This is a genomic window from Halalkalibacter nanhaiisediminis (assembly GCF_007830185.1).
Classification (GTDB): Bacteria; Bacillota; Bacilli; order Bacillales; family Bacillaceae_D; genus Halalkalibacter; species Halalkalibacter nanhaiisediminis.
Genome location: NZ_VLKZ01000017.1, coordinates 1 through 19,245, shown reverse-complemented (window position 1 = coordinate 19,245; position 19,245 = coordinate 1). Strand labels below are relative to the sequence as shown.

The window sequence follows — 19,245 nt, the reverse complement described above, 5'->3', positions numbered from 1 at the left end:
ATTCTTGATACGTTGTTTCTTACACATTATCTAGTTTTGAGAGAATCCATTCTTTCAACATAGTTGAACAAAGAGAACCAAGAGATTCGAGGAAGCAACCGTACGAATGCCCGGAGCGTATGTGATGATACGTGAGGACATGAGAAGGGAAGCTGACGAAGAAGATCGTAGGTTATCTGATGTTCAAACAAATAGTCTGGTGGCGATAGCGAAGAGGCCACACCCGTTCCCATGCCGAACACGGTCGTTAAGCTCTTCAGCGCCGATGGTAGTTGGGGGCTTCCCCCTGTGAGAGTAGGACGTTGCCGGGCGATTAAAGCACAATCCAATAGGATTGTGTTTTTTTGTGTGCATAAAAACTGTTACTGATCATTAAGTTCTATAGTTAAAGCAGTCTAACTGAAAAAATAGCTAGCAATTAAACACATTCCCCAAAAAAGGATTGTCTCATTTTTCATACGCATTGAGAAAAAATAAGGTGATAAAGAAGGAAAAAGCGATCATCATAAAGTTTACTTTTTCTTTATCCGCTTGCTACTTTAAGAAATCAAATATTATTTTTGGAATTTTATTTTCAGCAATGGTTAGGTACTGCAAAATAAACGGGAGATCAGAGCCATCAAAGGTATGAATTAATTCCCCCCACCATTCAGCTTCATACCTTGAGATCATACTGAGGTTATAGAGAATTAGATAATGAATCGCTAATTCTGGCAAAGCATAAGTGCTCATGTATTCTTTTCTATGCCTTAATAGATAAGGTGTACCTTCTTGACTAAACAGCCAGGGAGGAGAAAACAGCATAGAGGGAAGAGAAGAAAGAGGAATACGAATATATTGATTGTCTTCCAAAATTCTCAGTTTTCGATTATAGTTACTACTTTTAAATTGTTCTAAATACTGCTCAAAGCGATTTGCTGTCATATGGTAACAATCAAGCACCTTTGAAGGAAATAATAAGTATCCATTCTCAAACTTTCCTTTGTAAGACAGCTCTTGTTGTTGTAATTGTGAAAAAAGGGGATGCATATCAGCAATATGCTGAAGAAGTATCTGCATATGATACTGCTCACCTTCACAATGTTTCACATGAAACATTGTATTTAAGAAGTGAGGAAAAAGTCCATTTTTCTGTATCTTTACTTCATCATCTAAAAAACGATAAGTTGATTTTTTTCGTTTTCGTGTTGAAACGCCATGAGCCAATACTCGACTATTTTCTGGATAGGCTGGATCATTTGTCAGGATACAGGCTTTAAGCATTTGGACAAGGCCATAAAAAAGAAGCATAGGCTTTAACTCAGTTGGGGCCTTAGTAGCCTGTTCAAAATAAAGTTGTCCATGCTGAAGATGATACATAAATGAATAACTAACTTGATAGCTCTTTGATTTCGATTGAGAGATATTATATTGTTCGTATTTTTTCGTTAAGTATTGTCGAGTATAAGCAGCTGAATAATAAGGAAAAAAAAGATTTGAAGATCCCATGCTTATTTTCACCCTTTACAATTATTCTGTTAATTCTAAAGAATCTCATATTTATATCGTTCTTGACAGTAGTTTGCCCAATTGATAAGCTACTAATAATATTTTAGCGAACCTATAATGTGATTTGGGAGGATGAATGTATATGTGGGGAAATAAATTTCAAAAGGAAGGGCTTACCTTTGATGATGTCCTTCTCATACCAGCAAAATCAGAAATATTACCGCGTGATGTATCTGTTAAAACAAAATTAAGTGAAAAATTACAGTTAAATATGCCTATTATTAGCGCGGGGATGGATACAGTAACGGAAGCAGAAATGGCTATCGCAATGGCTCGTGAAGGCGGTCTAGGTATTATTCATAAGAATATGTCCATTGAAGAACAAGCTGAACATGTTGACCGTGTAAAGCGTTCAGAAAGTGGAGTTATCACAAATCCATTCTACTTAACACCTGATCGCAAAGTTTTCGATGCAGAGCATTTAATGGGTAAGTTTCGTATTTCTGGCGTACCAATTGTTAATGAGGAGCAAAAACTTGTTGGAATTTTAACAAATCGTGACCTTCGATTCATTGAAGATTATTCGATTACAATTGATGAAGTCATGACAAAGCAGGATCTTGTGACAGCGCCAGTTGGTACAACGTTGGAAGAAGCGGAGAAAATTCTTCAAAAATACAAAATTGAAAAGCTACCGCTTGTAGATGAAGATGGCGTATTAAAAGGATTAATCACGATTAAGGATATTGAAAAAGTGATTGAGTTCCCTAACTCTGCAAAGGACTCACAAGGACGACTTGTTGTAGGAGCTGCAATAGGAGTTTCGGCTGATGCGGATGCACGGATTGCTGCACTAGTAGAAGCGGGTGTTGATGCGATTGTTATTGACACAGCACATGGCCACTCAAAAGGAGTTTTAGATAAGGTAAGGGATGTACGAAATACGTACCCAGACTTAACGATTATCGCTGGAAATGTAGCAACTGCTGAAGCAACACGAGATTTAATTGAGGCAGGAGCAAGTGTTGTTAAAGTAGGAATTGGACCTGGTTCCATTTGTACAACTCGTATTGTTGCGGGAATTGGTGTTCCTCAAGTTACTGCAGTATATGACTGTGCAATAGAAGCAGCTAAACATGGTGTTCCTATTATTGCTGATGGGGGAATTAAGTACTCTGGAGACATCGTGAAGGCACTTGCTGCTGGCGGACATGCTGTTATGCTTGGAAGTATCCTTGCAGGTGTAACAGAGAGTCCAGGAGAGCGTGAAATCTATCAAGGACGCCAATTTAAAGTCTACCGTGGAATGGGTTCTCTAGGTGCGATGGAAAAAGGAAGTAAGGACCGCTATTTCCAAGAAAACGAACAGAAGTTAGTTCCAGAAGGAATCGAGGGACGAATTCCTTATAAAGGACCATTACATGATACGATTCATCAATTACTTGGTGGTATTCGTGCAGGAATGGGGTATTGCGGAACACCTACACTTGAGGATCTTAGAGAAAATGGTCAATTTATTCGCATTACAGGAGCGGGATTACGTGAAAGTCATCCACATGACGTTCAAATCACGAAAGAAGCACCCAATTACTCATTATAATTAAATAAATTTGGAAAAATAGATAGGGCATTCTCTATCTATTTTTTTATCATTTCTTATGTTAAAATAACCTTTATGTGAAAAAGGTGTGGAGGTGTAAGAGTGAAAGAGCAGTTAATAAAAAGATCGCTTATCATTATGCTTGCAATGGTGATGGTGGTTACATTTTTAGGAAAGCCGCAAACAACAGAGGCTGCATTTGATGTAGAAGCAGAGTCTGCTATTCTAGTCGATGCGAAGACAGGTAAAATTATTTTTCAAAAGAATGTTGATCGCATTCTTCCAACTGCCAGTATGACGAAAATGATGAGTGAGTATCTCATTTTAGAAGCAGTAAATGAAGGTCGAATTTCTTGGGATCAACAAGTACCAATCAGTGACTTTGTTCGAAGCTTATCGTTACAGACAGTATTATCAAATGTTCCACTTCGACAAGATTGGACTTATACAGTAAAGGACTTATATCAATCAGTTGCAATTTATTCCGCAAATGCATCAACAATTGCCTTAGCGGAGTTAATCGCTGGTTCTGAGACGGAATTTGTGAAGATGATGAACGACAAAGCTGTTGAACTAGGACTAGAAGACTATGAATTTGTCAATTCTACAGGACTTAATAATAAAGATTTACAAGGTAATCATCCTGAAGGGACAGGCGAGACAGATGAAAATATGATGTCTGCACGGGCAACAGCAAAGCTTGCTTTTTCATTAATTAGAGATTACCCTGAAGTACTTGAAACAGCCAGTATACCAGAGCTTGATTTCCAAGCAGGTCCAGATGAAGTCATTCCAATGGAAAATTGGAATTGGATGCTACCAGGTATTCGCTCACAGCACAATTATGAGGGTGTAGATGGTCTAAAGACAGGTTATACAACTGATGCTGGAAATGCTTTTACTGGTACGGCTGAGCGTGATGGAATACGTTTCATTTCGGTTGTTATGCGAACAGATTCTCGTGATGCTCGTTTTAATGAAACAAGAAAATTACTAGATTACGGTTTTAATAATTTTACTCACGTTGAGGTTATTGGAGAAGGGTTTGCTCCAGAGGGAGAAGGACAACTCCCTGTTACAGCTGGTAAGGAACATGAAGTAATGGTTTCGACCTCAACCCCTCTAGTGACTCTTGTACGTAACGGTGAAGAGGAAATGTATTCAACAGAGCTTCAATTAGATGAAAGCAAATTGAATGCAGAGGGTGCACTTGAAGCGCCGATTGAAGCGGGACAACAAGTTGGTTCACTCACACTAGTGTATAATGGTGAGAATCCAGAAGAGTTTTTATATCCATCTCAACGAGAAGAAGTGCCAGTTGTTACGGAAACAGCAGTTGAAAGAGCTGGCTGGTTTTCAATGACGATACGTGCAATTGGAGGATTCTTCTCTGGTATATGGAATGGAGCTGCTGATACAGTTAAAGGTTGGTTTGCATAGATAGTAATAGTAACGGGTCTGGACTTTGCTTTGGACCCGTTTCGTGCTAAAATGATAACTGAAAATTTATGCGAATCTCTCCCTTTTTTAAGGTATACTAATAATGGATGAGCAAAACCAACTAAGATGAACGGTGTAGGAGGAATTATTGATGAGTCAAACGGGTACTGATCGAGTAAAACGTGGAATGGCAGAAATGCAAAAAGGTGGCGTCATTATGGACGTTATCAATGCAGAACAAGCTAAAATTGCAGAAGCAGCAGGTGCTGTTGCAGTAATGGCACTTGAGCGTGTACCAGCTGATATTCGTGCAGCAGGTGGTGTAGCACGTATGGCTGACCCAACAATCGTAGAAGAAGTGTTAAATGCTGTTTCAATTCCAGTTATGGCAAAGGCACGTATCGGACATATTGTTGAAGCGCGTATTTTAGAAGCAATGGGTGTTGATTACATTGATGAGAGTGAAGTTTTAACACCTGCAGATGAAGTATTTCATTTGTACAAGCGTGATTTCACAGTTCCATTTGTATGTGGTGCACGTGATTTAGGTGAAGCATCTCGTCGAATTGGTGAAGGAGCTTCTATGATTCGTACAAAGGGTGAGCCTGGTACAGGTAATATCGTAGAGGCAGTGCGCCATATGCGTATGATCCAAGGTCAAATTCGCAAAGTGAAGCAAATGTCTACGGATGAGTTAATGACAGAAGCAAAGAACTTAGGTGCATCTTTTGATCTTTTATTAGAAATTAAAGAAACCGGTAAATTACCTGTTGTAAACTTCGCAGCTGGTGGTGTTGCTACTCCTGCGGATGCTGCATTAATGATGCAGTTAGGTGCTGATGGAGTCTTTGTTGGTTCTGGTATTTTCAAATCAGATAACCCAGAGAAATTTGCACGTGCGATTGTAGAAGCAACAACTCATTATGAGGATTATGCTTTAATTGCTGAACTTTCAAAAGGTCTTGGTACAGCAATGAAAGGTATTGAGATTTCTACTCTTAATCCAACAGAGCGTATGCAAGAGCGCGGCTGGTAAGTTTTTTGAAGGAATAAGAAAAGGACATTTCGTGAATTCATAACGAGACTGCAAATTTGCCCTTAGAGCCTAGCATGGCTTTACAGGGCATTTGCGCTTTTCTTTATGTCTAGCTACAGAGCCTAGCCGCTCGAGGTTGCTTCTGCCTGTAAATGGTTGCCTAAAACCCGGCAACACATGGACAGGCCTCTAGAACTTGTCGCGGCTGAACAAGGCGCTTTTGCTTTTCTTATAGAAAGGATGTACCCAATGGTTAAAATCGGAGTTTTGGCATTGCAGGGAGCTGTCAGAGAGCATGTAAAGTGCTTAGAAGCTCCTACAACAGAAGTGGTAGTTGTTAAGAAGGTTGAACAGTTAGGTGAGTTAGATGGACTTGTTCTTCCAGGTGGAGAGAGTACGACGATGCGTCGCCTCATTGATCTATATGGCTTTTATGAACCACTTAAACAATTTGCAGCAGAAGGTAAGCCGATGTTTGGAACGTGTGCAGGTCTGATTCTAATGGCTGATCAAATTGTTGACCGTGATTCGGGTCATCTATCTGTTATCAACATGAAGGTGCAGCGTAATGCATTTGGACGTCAACGTGAAAGCTTTGAGGCAGACTTACACGTAACAGGTGTTGGAGAAGATATTCGAGCTGTATTTATCCGTGCACCGCTTATTGTTGAAGTTGGTGAAGATGTCGAAGTCCTTTCGAAATACGGAGAAGAAATTGTGGCGGCAAGACAAGGGCGTTTTCTAGCATGTTCTTTCCATCCTGAATTAACAGATGATCATCGCTTTCATCAGTTTTTTGTCTCGATGGTAGAGGAAGCGAAGGAAGAGTGTGAACCATCTAAATAATGAATGAATACGTTGATAAGGAATAGTAGAGGCATCCCTTTGTTCAGAGAGCTGGTGGTTAGGTGTGAACCAGTCAGAGAATGCTTCGAATCCACCTTTGAGTGGAGGGTGGAATACGATCGAAACTCCTCCCGGCTAGCAACCGTTATTTGTTAGAGTGGTATGAGATGATCGTGGAATTGATCATTTCTGCAACAAGGGTGGTAACGCGGGTGCTCTCGTCCCTTCTTTTTATTTAGAAGGGGTGAGGGCTTTTTTTCTTGCTTCATTATTTGCTAAAATAAGAAAGAGTATATAGGAGGAGGACAACGAATGTTAGATATAAAGCGATTACGTAAGGATCTTGCAGATATCAAGGCAAGGCTAACAACAAGAGGAGAAGATATTTCTGGTCTTGACCGTTTTGAGGAATTAGATGAAAAACGACGTGCGATTATTATCGAAGTTGAAGAGTTGAAAAGCAGACGAAATCAAGTGTCACAAGAGGTTGCTCAGCTTAAACGTGAAAAGAAGGATGCAGATCATTTAATTAAAGAAACGAAGGAAGTTTCCGAAAAAATTAAGGTACTTGATGAAGATCTGCGCCAAGTAGAGGAAGCACTTGAAGGGATTTTACTTACGATTCCGAATGTACCGCATGAGAGTGTTCCTGTTGGTGAGACGGAAGATGATAATGTAGAAGTTCGTAAATGGGGAAGTGTCCGCTCATTTGAATTTGTTGCAAAGCCTCATTGGGACCTTGCAGCTGATTTAGACATTGTTGATTTTGAACGTGCAGCGAAGGTAACTGGTAGTCGCTTTGTCTTCTATAAAGGCCTAGGTGCACGCTTAGAGCGCTCTTTAATTAACTTTATGATGGACCTTCATCAAGATCAACATGGTTATACTGAGGTGCTTCCTCCGTACATGGTTAATCGTAAAAGTATGACAGGGACAGGGCAGCTTCCGAAGTTTGAAGAGGATGCATTTAAAATTAAAGAAGAAGACTATTTCTTAATTCCAACAGCAGAGGTGCCTGTTACTAATCTTCATCGTGATGAAATTTTAGCAGCAGAGCAATTACCGATTGCCTATACGGCATATAGTGCTAATTTCCGTTCTGAGGCAGGTTCTGCTGGTCGTGATACGAGAGGGCTTATTCGTCAGCATCAGTTTAATAAAGTCGAACTAGTACGCTTTGTGAAGCCTGAGGACTCTTATGAGACATTAGAGCTGATTACGAGTCATGCTGAGAAGGTTTTACAGTTGCTTGAATTACCGTACCGCGTCTTAAGTATGTGTACAGCTGATCTAGGCTTCACTGCGGCTAAGAAATATGATATTGAGGTATGGATCCCAAGCTATGAGTCTTACCGAGAGATTTCTTCTTGCAGTAACTTTGAAGATTTCCAAGCGCGTCGTGCAAATATTAAATATCGTCCTGAACCTAAAGCAAAGCCAGAGTTTGTTCATACACTTAATGGGTCTGGTCTTGCTATTGGACGTACAGTTGCTGCCATTTTAGAAAATTATCAAGAGGAAGATGGTTCTATCGTCATTCCAAAGGTGTTACGACCTTATATGGGCAATGTTGAGAAAATAGGGCCAGTTAAATAAGAATGGATAGAAATACGAGGTTATTAAATAACCCCACTGCTAAAAGTGTGCAGTGGGGTTTTGCATATTAATTTTGAGCCTTATGTTCTCCAGATTCAATCTCGCCCATATAGTGACATGCTGCTAAGTGACCTTCTTTCATGTAGTCCTCGGCATGCAATTCAGGAGTTTCCGTTTTACATTTCTCTGTTGCAAATGGACAACGAGTGTGAAAACGGCACCCTTGCGGAGGATCAATTGGGGATGGAACATCGCCCTTTAATAGAATTCGTTCACTCTTATGAGCTGGGTCTGGAACAGGAATAGCAGATAATAATGCTTTTGTGTAAGGGTGTTGAGGGTTATCAAAAACTGACTTTTTATCACCGATCTCAACAATTCGGCCTAAATACATAACAATGACACGATCTGAAATATGACGAACGACGCCAAGGTCATGCGAAATAAAGAGATATGTTAATTTAAACTCACGTTGTAATTTTTTTAGTAAGTTAATAACCTGTGCCTGGATTGATACGTCCAAAGCTGACACTGCTTCATCACAAACAATAAGCTTTGGATTAACAGACAATGCACGAGCAATTCCGATTCGTTGACGTTGACCACCACTGAATTCATGTGGGAAGCGATCAGCTTGGTGAGGACCAAGACCGACTGTTTCCATCAGTTCACGAATTCGTTCCGCTCGTTGTTCACGCGGTACAACATTTTGAATCTCCATGGCTTCTTCTAATACTTGACGTACTGTTTGACGTGGATTGATTGATGCATAAGGATCTTGAAAAATAATTTGTAAATCTTTACGTTTTTTACGCATTTGAGATTTGTTCAATGCAAGTAAGTCTTCACCTTCAAACACCACTTCACCTGATGTTGGTTCATCAAGACGAAGGATTGCTCGTCCTGTTGTTGACTTCCCACAGCCAGATTCTCCAACAATACTTACCGTTTCCCCTTCGTACACTGTAAAGGTAACACCGTCTACCGCTTTAACATGGTTAACGGTACGTCCAAGCAGACCACCTTTAATAGGGAAATACTGTTTTAAATCGTTTACTTTAAGTAGTTCTTTCTGCATGCACGTTCACCTCCGGGTCGCCATCCCACTCTTCTGAGTAGATCCAACAGCGAATTTGATTACCATTTTCATCTTCTTCAAGATTTGGAAGACGCAAAGCACAGATATCACTTGCATGAGGGCAACGAGGTGCAAAGCGACAGCCTTTAGGAAGATCTGTTGGGCTCGGAACAGATCCTTTAATAACAGAAAGCTCTTCATCTTCAAGGTCAATGTCATGACGTGGTAATGAGTTTAATAGACCAACTGTGTATGGATGACGCGGATTTTTAAATAATTCATCTACTTGAGCATATTCAATGACTTTACCGCAATACATAACAGCGACATAATCACATGTCTCCGCTACAACACCAAGGTCATGTGTAATCATAATAATCGACATGCCAAGACGATCTTGCAAATCCTTCATGAGCTCGAGAATTTGTGCTTGAATCGTTACATCAAGAGCTGTTGTCGGTTCATCAGCGATAAGTAATTCGGGATTACAGGCAAGAGCCATCGCAATCATCACACGCTGACGCATTCCTCCAGATAGTTCATGTGGATATTGATGAACGCGCTTCTCAGGAGACGGAATACCTACTAGTTTTAGCATTTCAATCGATCGTTCAATTGCTTTTTTCTTGCCCAGTCCTTCATGGATTTGAAAAGCCTCGCCAATCTGTTGGCCCACTGTATAAACAGGATTAAGAGAGGTCATCGGTTCTTGGAAAATCATCGAGATTTCATTTCCCCGAATCTTTCTCATCTGCGCTTCACTTTTTTCTAAAAGGTTTTTACCTTTAAATACCACTTCACCGCCAACAACTTTTCCAGGGTTTTGGATCAATCGAAGAATGGAAAGCGACGTAATACTTTTTCCAGAACCAGATTCTCCAACGATTCCAAGTGTTTTTCCTTTTGGAACAGAAAAGTTGACACCATCGACAGCCTTTACCTCAACGTTTCCCGTAAAAAAAGATGTACGGAGGTCGCGAACTTCAAGAATAGGCTGGTTGTCGTTAACGATAGTCGTCATGAGTTTTCCCACCTTTCGAGTTTTACTATGAAAATCTTAATCTAAATCAATTCGTTTATTTAAGAGGCGATATGCAATATCAACAAGTAAGTTTACAAGAACAAAAAGGAGTGAAAATACAAGCACTGTTCCTTGTACAACAGGGAAGTCGCGAGCTCGTATTGCATCAATAATAAGTCGACCAAGTCCATTTATTGCAAATACGGTTTCTGTTAAAACAGCCCCACCAAGTAATGCACCAAATTGTAAGCCTACAACTGTAACGACTGGAATTAAGGCATTTTTTAAGGCATGTCGGTAAATAACAACTCGTTGCTTTACACCTTTTGCACGTGCTGTTCGAATGTAATCTTGATCAATCACTTCAAGCATACTAGAGCGAGTCATACGTGCAACAATCGCGGCACCAGCTGTACCAAGGGTTAGGACGGGTAGGACAACTTGTTGCCAAGAGCCCCAGCCTGATGCTGAGAACCAACCAGTGTTAATTGGTCCAATATCCATTCCAATCGCAAACCATTGAATTAACATTAATCCGAGCCAAAAGTTTGGCATGGAAAGACCAAATAAGGCAACGATCATAATAAGCGTATCTGATAGTGTATAACGTTTTGTTGCTGAGATAATACCAGCAATTAACCCAATAAAGACACTTAAAATCGTACTATAGATGGCAAGCTCCACGGTTACCCAGAACCTTGAAGAGATTTCTTCTGTGACAGCTCGTCCACTTCTAATCGAATCACCTAAATCACCTTGCAAGGCATTTCCTAGATAGGTAAAATATTGAACTGGGATTGGATCATTTAGGCCAAGACGTTCGCGCATTTGTTCAATTTGCTGGGGAGAAGCACTCTCACCTGCTAAAATTTGAGCTGGGTCACCAGGTATGAGGTGCATTAAGCTGAACGTAAGAATGGTAACACCTATTAAAACGGGTATCGTCTGAATGAGACGACGAACGATAAAAGTAAACAATAGTTTGCACCTCTTTTCTAGTTTTTCGTTTTAGGATCAAGCGCATCTCTTAATCCATCACCAAATATATTAAATGCAAGTACAACAATAACGATGGCGATTCCAGGGAAAAAAGCAACGTGCGGGGCATCCCACATATAGTTACGCCCATCACTTAACATTGCTCCCCATTCAGGAGTTGGAGGTTGGGCCCCCATTCCTAAGAAGGAAAGTCCACTGGCAGTTAGAATCGAAGTTGCAATACTTAATGTGGCTTGAACAATTAGAGGTGAAGTTACGTTTGGTAAGATGTGTTTGAAAATAATTCTAAAATCACTCGCCCCAAGTGCCTTGACTGCATCAATGTACTCTAGCTTTCTAACGGCAAGTGTTGACCCTCGTACAATTCGCGCAAAGACAGGAATCGAGAATATACCAACAGCAATAATAACGTTAGTTAAGCTACCTCCTAATACACTAACGATTGCAAGTGCAAGTAAGATACCAGGAAATGCAAGTAATACATCCATACAGCGCATAATAATCGCATCAACCCGTTTTCCGTAATATCCAGAGATGACACCTAAAAATACGCCAATGGTTGCTCCGATAAAAACAGAAAGCAAGCCAACATAAAGTGTGATTGACATACCGTGAATAATTCTAGTGAAAATGTCTCGTCCATGATGATCTGTACCAAACCAATGCTCAGCTGAGGGTGCAGCCAGCTTGTTTAAATGATTTTGGGTGTTCGGTTCAAAAGGTGTTACATAGGGACCGACGATTGCTACTAGGATAAAGAAAATAATTAGAAAGCCACCAACCATAGCCGCTTTATTTTTGCGGAATTTTCCATAAAAGTTTTTCCAGCTCTGAATTCGCGGATTCTGAGGTGGACTTGAGAGTGGTGATTTATTTATTGCCTGTTCACTCATACCTTACATCCTTTCTCGAAATGATCTGAAATTTTAATATAATTATTTCATTATTCTACAAACATTGATTATATCATTTCCTTTCTTTTTTACAATGTTAATAAGTATTTTAAAAGAATAGTTATATGCATTTGAGTATTTGTGCTATTTTCAATTATTTGATATTTTTTGCTTTATTAATAGTTTTTTAGTTAGATATTTAGAACTACCAATGTATTTCTTACTGAAATAAAATTTTATAAATATCTTAATTAATTTGTCGAATTTATTGTTTTTATTCTACGATTAAGTTATATTAATATTTGTTTTTGAGAGAAGATAAAAAGTAATAGGGGGTAATAGTAAATGAAAATGTCTAAAAATTCATTTTTATTTTGGGTTATGGCTATGATGCTTAGTGTCTTTTTGGTTGCATGTGCTAATGAACCGGATAGTGCAGAAGCTCCAGTTGAAGATGGAGAAGTGACTGAGGAAGGTGCAGCAGGAGGAGATCTTGTTGTTGCTAACTTATCTGATGCTGTGGCAATTGATCCACAGGCATCAAACGATACGCCGTCTAGTAATGTGGCGTATAATATCTACGAAGCACTTGTTGTACAAGATGAAAACATGGAGCTTCAACCTGGGCTTGCTGAAAGCTGGGAACCAATCGATGATACTACTTGGGAATTTAAACTTCGTGAGGGTGTTAAGTTCCATGATGGATCAGACTTTAATGCGGATGTTGTAAAAGCAAACATTGATCGCATTCTTGATCCAGCTATCGCGTCACCGCGTTCTTTCCTATATGATATGATTACGGAAGTTCAAGTGGTTGATCCTTACACTGTTCGTTTTGTGACAGAATATCCGTTTGCTCCACTTCCAGCTCACCTTGCGCATAATGGTGGCGGTATGATTTCTGCTGAGTTAATTGCAGCTGATTATGCAGCGATGGAAGCAGGTGCTGAACCTGGAAGCGAAATTAGTAAAAATCCTATTGGGACAGGCTTCTTTAAATTTGAAAGCTGGAGTCCAGGAACAGAAATTAAACTTGTTCGTAACGATGACTACTGGGGAGAGCCTGCAAAGCTTGATTCTGTAACGTTTAAAGTTGTACCCGAAGGACTAACTCGTATTGCTGAGCTTGAAACGGGTGTGGCTCATATTTCTGATCCGCTAAGCCCGTCAGATGTTACTCGTGTAGAAGCTACAGATGGAATGTATGTAAACCGTCAAGAAAGTGTTGCATTAACATATATGGGTTTCAACACGCAAAAAGAGCCTTTTGATAATAAACTTGTTCGTCAAGCTATTTCAATGGCAATTGATAAAAATGGAATTATCGAAGGAATTTACGATGGCGCTGGTATTCCTGCAGTTGGACCAATCGCTCCACAAGTATTTGGTTATGATGAAAGTGTAACTGGTATTGAATATGATGTAGAAGCTGCAAAAGCATTACTTGCTGAAGCTGGTTATGCAGATGGTTTCTCAACAACTCTTTTGACAAATGATAATCGTGAACGTGTCGATGCTGCTACATATATTCAAGCGCAATTAGCTGAAATCGGTATTGATGTTCAAATTGAAGTTTTAGAATGGGGTGCTTACCTAGAGCAAACAGCTGCTGGTAACCACGAGATGGTTATGCTTGGATGGACGACAGTAACGGGTGATGCAGATTATGGTATGTATCCATTGTTCCACTCATCAAATCACGGTGAGTCAGGAAACCGTACATTCATTAGCAACCCGGAATTAGATGAGGTTTTAGTAGAAGCTCGTCAAAATCCTGATCCAGCTGAACGTCTTGCTCTTTATAAACAAGCGCAAGAAATTCTTGTTGATGAAGCGCCGATGTTTTACATTCATCACCAAGAATACTTACTTGGTGTAAGTGATAAGGTAAAAGGCTTGTGGCAACACCCAACGCAAATTCTGATGCTTCATGATGTGACATTAGAGCAATAATAGAAGAAGAACGTCTCTCTTTATTAGGGGAGACGTTTCTTTAAAAAATTTAAAAAATTACTTGCACTCGTTAAAAATGTTTGATATATTATTTCTTGTCAGCAAGTTAATACGGAGGAATACCCAAGTCTGGCTGAAGGGATCGGTCTTGAAAACCGACAGGCGGGTCAAACCGCGCGGGGGTTCGAATCCCTCTTCCTCCTCCATATGAAAATGTCACACTACCCTTTATGGTAGTGTTTTTTTGTTTTAATTACATGAGTGTAAAAGTAGGAGTGGTCAAGTGATGAATATTCATGAGAAGTGGATGAATCTTGCGCTACTTGAAGCAGAGAAGGCTGAGTCGATCGGTGAGGTACCAATTGGTGCTGTTATTGTTCAGGGTGATGAATTGATTGCTGCTGCTCATAACCGACGAGAATCTGATCAACAGGCACTCGCACATGCCGAGCTGATTGCAATTAAAGAAGCGTGTGAAAAGCTTGGTAGTTGGAGATTGATGAACTGTACGCTCTATGTCACACTGGAACCTTGTCCAATGTGTGCTGGTGCGATTGTCCAATCTCGTATTGAGACAGTTGTCTACGGTGCGAATGATCCAAAGGCAGGGTGCGCTGGTACACTTATGAACCTGCTTGATGAGCCGCGCTTTAATCATCGAACGAAAGTGATTGCAGGTTGTCTAGAAGAGGAATGTGGCTCGAGGTTGACATCTTTTTTTAGACAGCTTCGTGATCGTAAAAAGAGTAAGAAAGAGAACAGTTAAAGTAGTGATTTCCTTTTTCTTACTGTTGCATTTTTTACTAAAACAATCTATACTTGAAAATGCGTCGGAAACAGACGCCTAATGATGTTATTAAATTTGCCGTGCTAGGTGGGGAGGTAGCGGTGCCCTGTACTCGCAATCCGCTATAGCGAGACGGAATCCCTTCTCTAGGTTTTGTCACCGTAGGGTCTGACCTAAGTAAGTGGTGTTGACGCTTGGGTTCCACGCAACGGAAACCCATGAACCCTGTCAGGTCCGGAAGGAAGCAGCAGTAAGTGGACCCTTCCGTGTGCCGTGGAGTCGCCTGGGCCGAGCTAACTGCTTAGGTAACGCCTGGGGTGGCATTATCGACAGAAGGTGCGCGGTATCATTTTATATAAAAGCAACTACGGAAGCGTAGTTGCTTTTGTTATGTTGTTCGATGAAATGTGATGAATCCTTTGAAAATGATTACTCAATCGTTATAATAAGAATGTAGATTTGACGTAAAAAGGAGGAAGTGGGAGTGGCCTATCAAGCATTGTATCGTGTTTGGAGACCGCAACAGCTTAAGGATGTTGTTGGACAAGAGCACATTACAAAAACACTACAGAATGCTTTGCTGCAAGAGAAACTATCCCACGCCTACCTGTTCTCGGGTCCGCGTGGTACAGGAAAGACGAGTGCAGCTAAGATTATTGCTAAGGCGATCAATTGTGAACAGGCACCTGTGGCTGAGCCTTGCAATCAATGTGCAGCGTGCCTAGGTATTACGTCAGGATCGATTGTTGATGTGATGGAAATTGATGCTGCTTCGAATAACGGTGTTGATGAAATTCGCGATATTCGAGATAAAGTTAAGTTTGCGCCGAGTGAAGTTCGTTATAAAGTTTATATTATTGATGAAGTACATATGTTATCGACAGGCGCTTTTAATGCATTGCTGAAGACGCTTGAAGAGCCACCTAGTCATGTGTTGTTTATTTTAGCAACAACAGAACCTCACAAAATCCCGCTTACCATTATTTCACGGTGTCAGCGCTTTGATTTCAAACGTATTACAAACCAGGCAATTGTCTCGAGGTTATCTCATATCCTAGAGCATGATCACGTTTCTGCTGAAGAGGAAGCCTTATCGATGATCGCGCGTGCAGCTGAAGGTGGGATGCGTGATGCCTTGAGTTTGTTGGATCAAGCAATTTCATTTGCGGGAGAAACGCTGCAATTAGAGGATGTCCTTGCAGTCACGGGTGCTGTCTCGCAGCGTTCACTAACAGAGATTATTACCGCCATCCACCAAGGGGATACGGTACTTGTCCTGCAGCGCCTTGACGAATTGCTGCAGGACGGGAAAGATCCACTTCGTTTCATTGAAGATGTGATCTATTATTTCCGTGATATGCTGCTCTATAAAAATGCACCTCAGACCGAGGATTTGCTTGAGAGGGCAAAAGTAGATGATGAATTCAAGCAGTTGTCAGAAGAGACCGATTTTCATTGGTTATATGCAACAATTGAATCGTTAAATGCAAGCCAACAAGAGATGAAGTGGTCAGCCCACCCAAGGATTTTTCTTGAGCTAGCACTAATAAAACTTGTAAATCAACGAGTCGCGCATGTCCCAGAGAATGCTGGTGCGGCGTCGGTGTCGTCAGATGAAGTCGTGCAGCTGAAGGAGAAGTTGAGTATTCTCGAAAGAGCGTTACAAAGTTTGAAGGAGCATGGGGTACAGGGGGCTACAGCTCAAGAACAGACTCAACCTCAAGCTCGCAGACCTAAAAAAGCTCCTGCGCAAGCTAGGGTCTCTACAGCTAAGGTAAAAGAGACATTAAAGGTGGCTGACAAGAAAAACTTGCAGGTGGTAACCTCTAAATGGGGAGATGTGATGGAACGAATCAAAACACAAAGCGTTCCTGCACACGCTTGGCTAAGTGATAGCAAACCTGTCGCTTCTTCTAGTTCGACGGTTGTTCTGGCGTTCCAAAATGAAATGCATCGTGATATGATGGATACGAAGTTTCGCGTTGTACTTGAGCAAATTCTTCAAGAAACCCTTCAAGGACAGACGACTTTTGTTACACTTCTTTTTGAACAGTGGGAAAAAGTGAAAGAAGAGTTTGTCAGTGAACAACGTGGGTCAGGTTCTACTAAGGACGAGGACAACTCGTTAATTGATGAAGCTGTTAAGCTTGTTGGGGAAGAATTAATTGAAATCATAGACGGATAATAACAAAGGAGGTTTTTTATTATGAAAAACATGGGTAATATGATGAAGCAAATGCAGAAAATGCAAAAGCAAATGATGAAAGCGCAGGAAGAGTTAAAGGAAAAAACAGTTGAGGCTACTGCTGGTGGCGGAATGGTCACTGTTGTGGCAAGTGGAGATAAGCGCATTTTAGATATTAAAATCTCAGAAGATGTGATCGATCCTGATGATGCTGAGATGCTTCAAGACTTAATTCTAGCTGCGATAAATGAAGCGTTGAAGAAAGTGGATGAGCTTGTTGAGCAAGATATGGGTAAATTCACTAAAGGAATGAATTTACCTGGAATGTTCTAGGAGGGGAAAAGGTGCAATATCCTGAACCGATTGCGAAATTAATTGATGGATTTATGAAGTTGCCAGGTATCGGGCCAAAGACGGCGAGTCGCCTGGCTTTTTTCGTATTAGATATGAAGGAAGATGATGTTCTGGATTTTGCTAAAGCGTTAGTTAACGCAAAGCGAAATCTTACGTATTGTTCGGTGTGTCACAACATTACTGATATGGATCCATGTCGAATTTGTGAGGATACACACCGTGATCAAACGGTTGTGTGTGTTCTACAAGATGCAAAAGACGTCATTGCGATGGAGAAAATGAAGGAATACCGTGGTAAGTATCATGTGCTTCATGGGGCAATTTCTCCGATGGACGGAGTGGGGCCTGAAGATATTAAAATCCCTGAGCTTCTTAAACGACTTCAAGATGATACGATACAAGAAGTGATCATCGCCACTAACCCAACAATTGAGGGAGAAGCAACTGCGATGTATATTTCTAGGTTAGTGAAACCAACAGGAATTAAGGTGACTCGTATTGCTCATGGACTACCTGTTGGGGGAGATTTAGAATATGCAGATGAAGTCACGCTTTCTCGAGCAATAGAGGGACGTAGAGAATTATAAGGTGGGATTAGCGTGCTATTTCGAAAAAGACAAAAGCTGAGAAAGCTTGAAAATAGCCAGTTGCTCATGCAAATTGAAGGGCATAAACATCGTTTGGATAGTCAAAAGAATCTTATTGCCCACAGTGTTGACCCATCAGATGATGTGTTGCAACGTACAAATATAACGGAGGCTCTCTATTCTTTCCTATTGAGAGAAGCTAGACAACGTAAAGCGACCAAGAACGAACTGTAATTATGCAGTTTGTTCTTTTTTTTGATTTGGTGCATATCTCTTACTATAAGACAAGCGTAAGGGGTGATGGTATGGATCCTTTAATTCTTATCTCAATCTTAGGAGGTTTAGTCCTTATATTGTTGGTTGTGGGTGCTCCGATGAAGCCTGTTCGATTTATAGGCAATATAGCTGTTAAATTCATTGTTGGTGCTTTAATGCTCTTTTTTGTTAATGCGTTTGGTACATTGATTGATTTCCATATACCTATTAATGGAGTGACGGCAGCTGTATCAGGGATTTTAGGAATTCCAGGAGTCGTGCTACTCGTTTTAGTTAAGCAATTTATTGTTTAAGGGAAAAGATAAGTGCGAAATGAACTCTAGAATAAGTGGGATATGGTTTTATTGAAGGCAGTATATTTTATATGTAAGTTCGATGTCGAGATAAAAAATAGACCAATCTCTTTGTCTGCAGGATATAGGTACTAGGCGTTACCACAAAACGATTTTTGTTTACTCTAACAAATTAATTGGCGTCAAGTAACCGCAGGACGTTGTAAACTTACCGTGGTTCCCTGAGTTTTTCTCTTAGGAGATTGGTCTTCTGTTTGATAGAATATGAGTATTGATTGTTATAGTCGTTGGTTACATAGATATACCTATTAAAAATATAATTAAAAACTTTTTTAAAAAAGGGTTGCGTTGATAATAGAAAGTATGTTATATTATTTCTTGTCGCCACGGACGACAGAAACATTCTTGAAAAAAGATGTTGACTTCGTTAAGGTGATTTGATAGAATAATAAAGTCGCCAACAAGCGACGCCGAGTTCTTTGAAAACTGAACAAAAGCCAAGCGAAATAGAGATACATGATATCTCGTCAATTATTAAGAAGTATCGTTAGCGATACATTTTGAGCTAATGGATTTTTCAAAAGGTGACCGACTAGTTCGCAACGTCCTGTTGCAACGTCGGCATTAGCACATCCATGTGCGTCACTTTTATGGAGAGTTTGATCCTGGCTCAGGACGAACGCTGGCGGCGTGCCTAATACATGCAAGTCGAGCGGATCAAAGGGAGCTTGCTCCCAGAGATTAGCGGCGGACGGGTGAGTAACACGTGGGCAACCTGCCCTGTAGACTGGGATAACATCGAGAAATCGATGC

17 protein-coding genes, 1 tRNA gene, 2 rRNA genes, 1 other RNA gene and 1 other annotated feature are annotated in these 19,245 nt (G+C 40.5%); of the genes, 16 read left to right on the top strand and 5 right to left on the bottom strand.

The window, feature by feature from the left end; all coding sequences use genetic code 11:
- Window positions 1-195: 195 nt before the first annotated feature.
- Window positions 196-311, top strand: a 5S ribosomal RNA gene (rrf, locus tag IQ10_RS17655).
- 223 nt (window positions 312-534) lie between these two features.
- On the opposite strand, the gene IQ10_RS17650 is transcribed toward rrf, so the two are convergent.
- Window positions 535-1,488, bottom strand: a complete 954-nt coding sequence (locus IQ10_RS17650; protein WP_144451789.1) for a YaaC family protein — start codon at window positions 1,486-1,488, stop codon at window positions 535-537.
- A gap of 142 nt (window positions 1,489-1,630) precedes the next feature.
- On the opposite strand from IQ10_RS17650, the gene guaB reads away from it, so the two are divergent.
- From guaB to serS, 5 genes are all read left to right on the top strand, one after another.
- A complete protein-coding gene (guaB, locus tag IQ10_RS17645; protein WP_144451788.1) occupies window positions 1,631-3,088 on the top strand; it encodes an IMP dehydrogenase in 1,458 nt (485 codons plus the stop codon).
- Window positions 3,089-3,226: 138 nt separating this feature from the next.
- Complete coding sequence (locus IQ10_RS17640) at window positions 3,227-4,528, top strand: D-alanyl-D-alanine carboxypeptidase family protein (protein ID WP_144451790.1); 1,302 nt, start codon at window positions 3,227-3,229, stop codon at window positions 4,526-4,528.
- Window positions 4,529-4,679: 151 nt separating this feature from the next.
- Window positions 4,680-5,564 carry a pyridoxal 5'-phosphate synthase lyase subunit PdxS gene (gene pdxS, locus IQ10_RS17635; RefSeq protein ID WP_144451787.1) on the top strand — a complete coding sequence of 295 codons (885 nt, stop codon included), beginning with the start codon at window positions 4,680-4,682 and terminating at the stop codon, window positions 5,562-5,564.
- A 249-nt stretch (window positions 5,565-5,813) separates the two neighbouring features.
- A complete protein-coding gene (gene pdxT, locus IQ10_RS17630; protein WP_144451786.1) occupies window positions 5,814-6,410 on the top strand; it encodes a pyridoxal 5'-phosphate synthase glutaminase subunit PdxT in 597 nt (198 codons plus the stop codon).
- Between the two features lie 3 nt (window positions 6,411-6,413).
- Window positions 6,414-6,639: a binding site (T-box leader), on the top strand.
- Between the two features lie 83 nt (window positions 6,640-6,722).
- Window positions 6,723-8,006, top strand: a complete 1,284-nt coding sequence (serS, locus tag IQ10_RS17625) for a serine--tRNA ligase (protein WP_144451785.1) — start codon at window positions 6,723-6,725, stop codon at window positions 8,004-8,006.
- Between the two features lie 67 nt (window positions 8,007-8,073).
- Here serS and IQ10_RS17620 read toward each other — a convergent pair whose 3' ends face one another.
- Genes IQ10_RS17620 through nikC form a run of 4 tightly spaced genes read right to left on the bottom strand, consistent with a single transcriptional unit; the run spans window position 8,074 to window position 11,997 of the window.
- Window positions 8,074-9,084 (bottom strand): ABC transporter ATP-binding protein, encoded by a 1,011-nt coding sequence (locus tag IQ10_RS17620; protein WP_144451784.1) that lies wholly within the window; start codon window positions 9,082-9,084, stop codon window positions 8,074-8,076.
- Window positions 9,065-10,105 carry an ABC transporter ATP-binding protein gene (locus tag IQ10_RS17615; protein WP_144451783.1) on the bottom strand — a complete coding sequence of 347 codons (1,041 nt, stop codon included), beginning with the start codon at window positions 10,103-10,105 and terminating at the stop codon, window positions 9,065-9,067. Before IQ10_RS17615 ends, IQ10_RS17620 begins: the two co-directional genes overlap by 20 nt.
- A gap of 36 nt (window positions 10,106-10,141) precedes the next feature.
- Complete coding sequence (locus IQ10_RS17610) at window positions 10,142-11,083, bottom strand: ABC transporter permease (protein ID WP_144451782.1); 942 nt, start codon at window positions 11,081-11,083, stop codon at window positions 10,142-10,144.
- 17 nt (window positions 11,084-11,100) lie between these two features.
- Window positions 11,101-11,997, bottom strand: coding sequence for a nickel transporter permease (nikC, locus tag IQ10_RS17605; protein WP_144451781.1), 897 nt, complete (start codon window positions 11,995-11,997; stop codon window positions 11,101-11,103).
- 345 nt (window positions 11,998-12,342) lie between these two features.
- On the opposite strand from nikC, the gene IQ10_RS17600 reads away from it, so the two are divergent.
- The 10 genes from IQ10_RS17600 to IQ10_RS17555 form a co-directional block, all read left to right on the top strand.
- Complete coding sequence (locus IQ10_RS17600) at window positions 12,343-13,950, top strand: glutathione ABC transporter substrate-binding protein (protein WP_144451780.1); 1,608 nt, start codon at window positions 12,343-12,345, stop codon at window positions 13,948-13,950.
- 113 nt (window positions 13,951-14,063) lie between these two features.
- Window positions 14,064-14,156 (top strand) — tRNA-Ser (locus tag IQ10_RS17595).
- 80 nt (window positions 14,157-14,236) lie between these two features.
- Window positions 14,237-14,716: a tRNA adenosine(34) deaminase TadA gene (tadA, locus tag IQ10_RS17590; protein WP_144451779.1), complete on the top strand. Its 480-nt coding sequence runs from the start codon at window positions 14,237-14,239 to the stop codon at window positions 14,714-14,716.
- 99 nt (window positions 14,717-14,815) lie between these two features.
- An RNA gene (ffs, locus tag IQ10_RS17585) (signal recognition particle sRNA large type) lies at window positions 14,816-15,081 on the top strand.
- Between the two features lie 140 nt (window positions 15,082-15,221).
- The gene (dnaX, locus tag IQ10_RS17580) at window positions 15,222-16,922 is read left to right on the top strand and encodes a DNA polymerase III subunit gamma/tau (RefSeq protein ID WP_144451778.1); all 1,701 of its coding nucleotides are present in this window, start codon (window positions 15,222-15,224) and stop codon (window positions 16,920-16,922) included.
- Between the two features lie 21 nt (window positions 16,923-16,943).
- Window positions 16,944-17,255, top strand: a complete 312-nt coding sequence (locus IQ10_RS17575) for a YbaB/EbfC family nucleoid-associated protein (RefSeq protein ID WP_144451777.1) — start codon at window positions 16,944-16,946, stop codon at window positions 17,253-17,255.
- An 11-nt stretch (window positions 17,256-17,266) separates the two neighbouring features.
- Window positions 17,267-17,863: a recombination mediator RecR gene (gene recR, locus IQ10_RS17570; protein WP_144451776.1), complete on the top strand. Its 597-nt coding sequence runs from the start codon at window positions 17,267-17,269 to the stop codon at window positions 17,861-17,863.
- A 12-nt stretch (window positions 17,864-17,875) separates the two neighbouring features.
- Window positions 17,876-18,097 (top strand): YaaL family protein, encoded by a 222-nt coding sequence (locus IQ10_RS17565; protein ID WP_144451775.1) that lies wholly within the window; start codon window positions 17,876-17,878, stop codon window positions 18,095-18,097.
- 71 nt (window positions 18,098-18,168) lie between these two features.
- Entirely contained in the window at window positions 18,169-18,432 is a 264-nt protein-coding gene (locus tag IQ10_RS17560; RefSeq protein ID WP_144451774.1) for a pro-sigmaK processing inhibitor BofA family protein, read from the top strand.
- 647 nt (window positions 18,433-19,079) lie between these two features.
- Window positions 19,080-19,245: ribosomal RNA gene (locus IQ10_RS17555) — 16S ribosomal RNA — on the top strand; the annotation flags it as partial.

Coding starts and splice junctions, on each gene's coding strand:
- IQ10_RS17620 (WP_144451784.1), bottom strand. CDS start 9,084: ATGCAGAAAGAACTACTTAAAGTAAACGATTTAAAACAGTATTTCCCT.
- IQ10_RS17560 (WP_144451774.1), top strand. CDS start 18,169: ATGGATCCTTTAATTCTTATCTCAATCTTAGGAGGTTTAGTCCTTATA.
- nikC (WP_144451781.1), bottom strand. CDS start 11,997: ATGAGTGAACAGGCAATAAATAAATCACCACTCTCAAGTCCACCTCAG.
- IQ10_RS17615 (WP_144451783.1), bottom strand. CDS start 10,105: ATGACGACTATCGTTAACGACAACCAGCCTATTCTTGAAGTTCGCGAC.
- pdxS (WP_144451787.1), top strand. CDS start 4,680: ATGAGTCAAACGGGTACTGATCGAGTAAAACGTGGAATGGCAGAAATG.
- guaB (WP_144451788.1), top strand. CDS start 1,631: ATGTGGGGAAATAAATTTCAAAAGGAAGGGCTTACCTTTGATGATGTC.
- serS (WP_144451785.1), top strand. CDS start 6,723: ATGTTAGATATAAAGCGATTACGTAAGGATCTTGCAGATATCAAGGCA.
- IQ10_RS17640 (WP_144451790.1), top strand. CDS start 3,227: ATGCTTGCAATGGTGATGGTGGTTACATTTTTAGGAAAGCCGCAAACA.
- tadA (WP_144451779.1), top strand. CDS start 14,237: ATGAATATTCATGAGAAGTGGATGAATCTTGCGCTACTTGAAGCAGAG.
- IQ10_RS17650 (WP_144451789.1), bottom strand. CDS start 1,488: ATGGGATCTTCAAATCTTTTTTTTCCTTATTATTCAGCTGCTTATACT.
- IQ10_RS17575 (WP_144451777.1), top strand. CDS start 16,944: ATGAAAAACATGGGTAATATGATGAAGCAAATGCAGAAAATGCAAAAG.
- pdxT (WP_144451786.1), top strand. CDS start 5,814: ATGGTTAAAATCGGAGTTTTGGCATTGCAGGGAGCTGTCAGAGAGCAT.
- IQ10_RS17600 (WP_144451780.1), top strand. CDS start 12,343: ATGAAAATGTCTAAAAATTCATTTTTATTTTGGGTTATGGCTATGATG.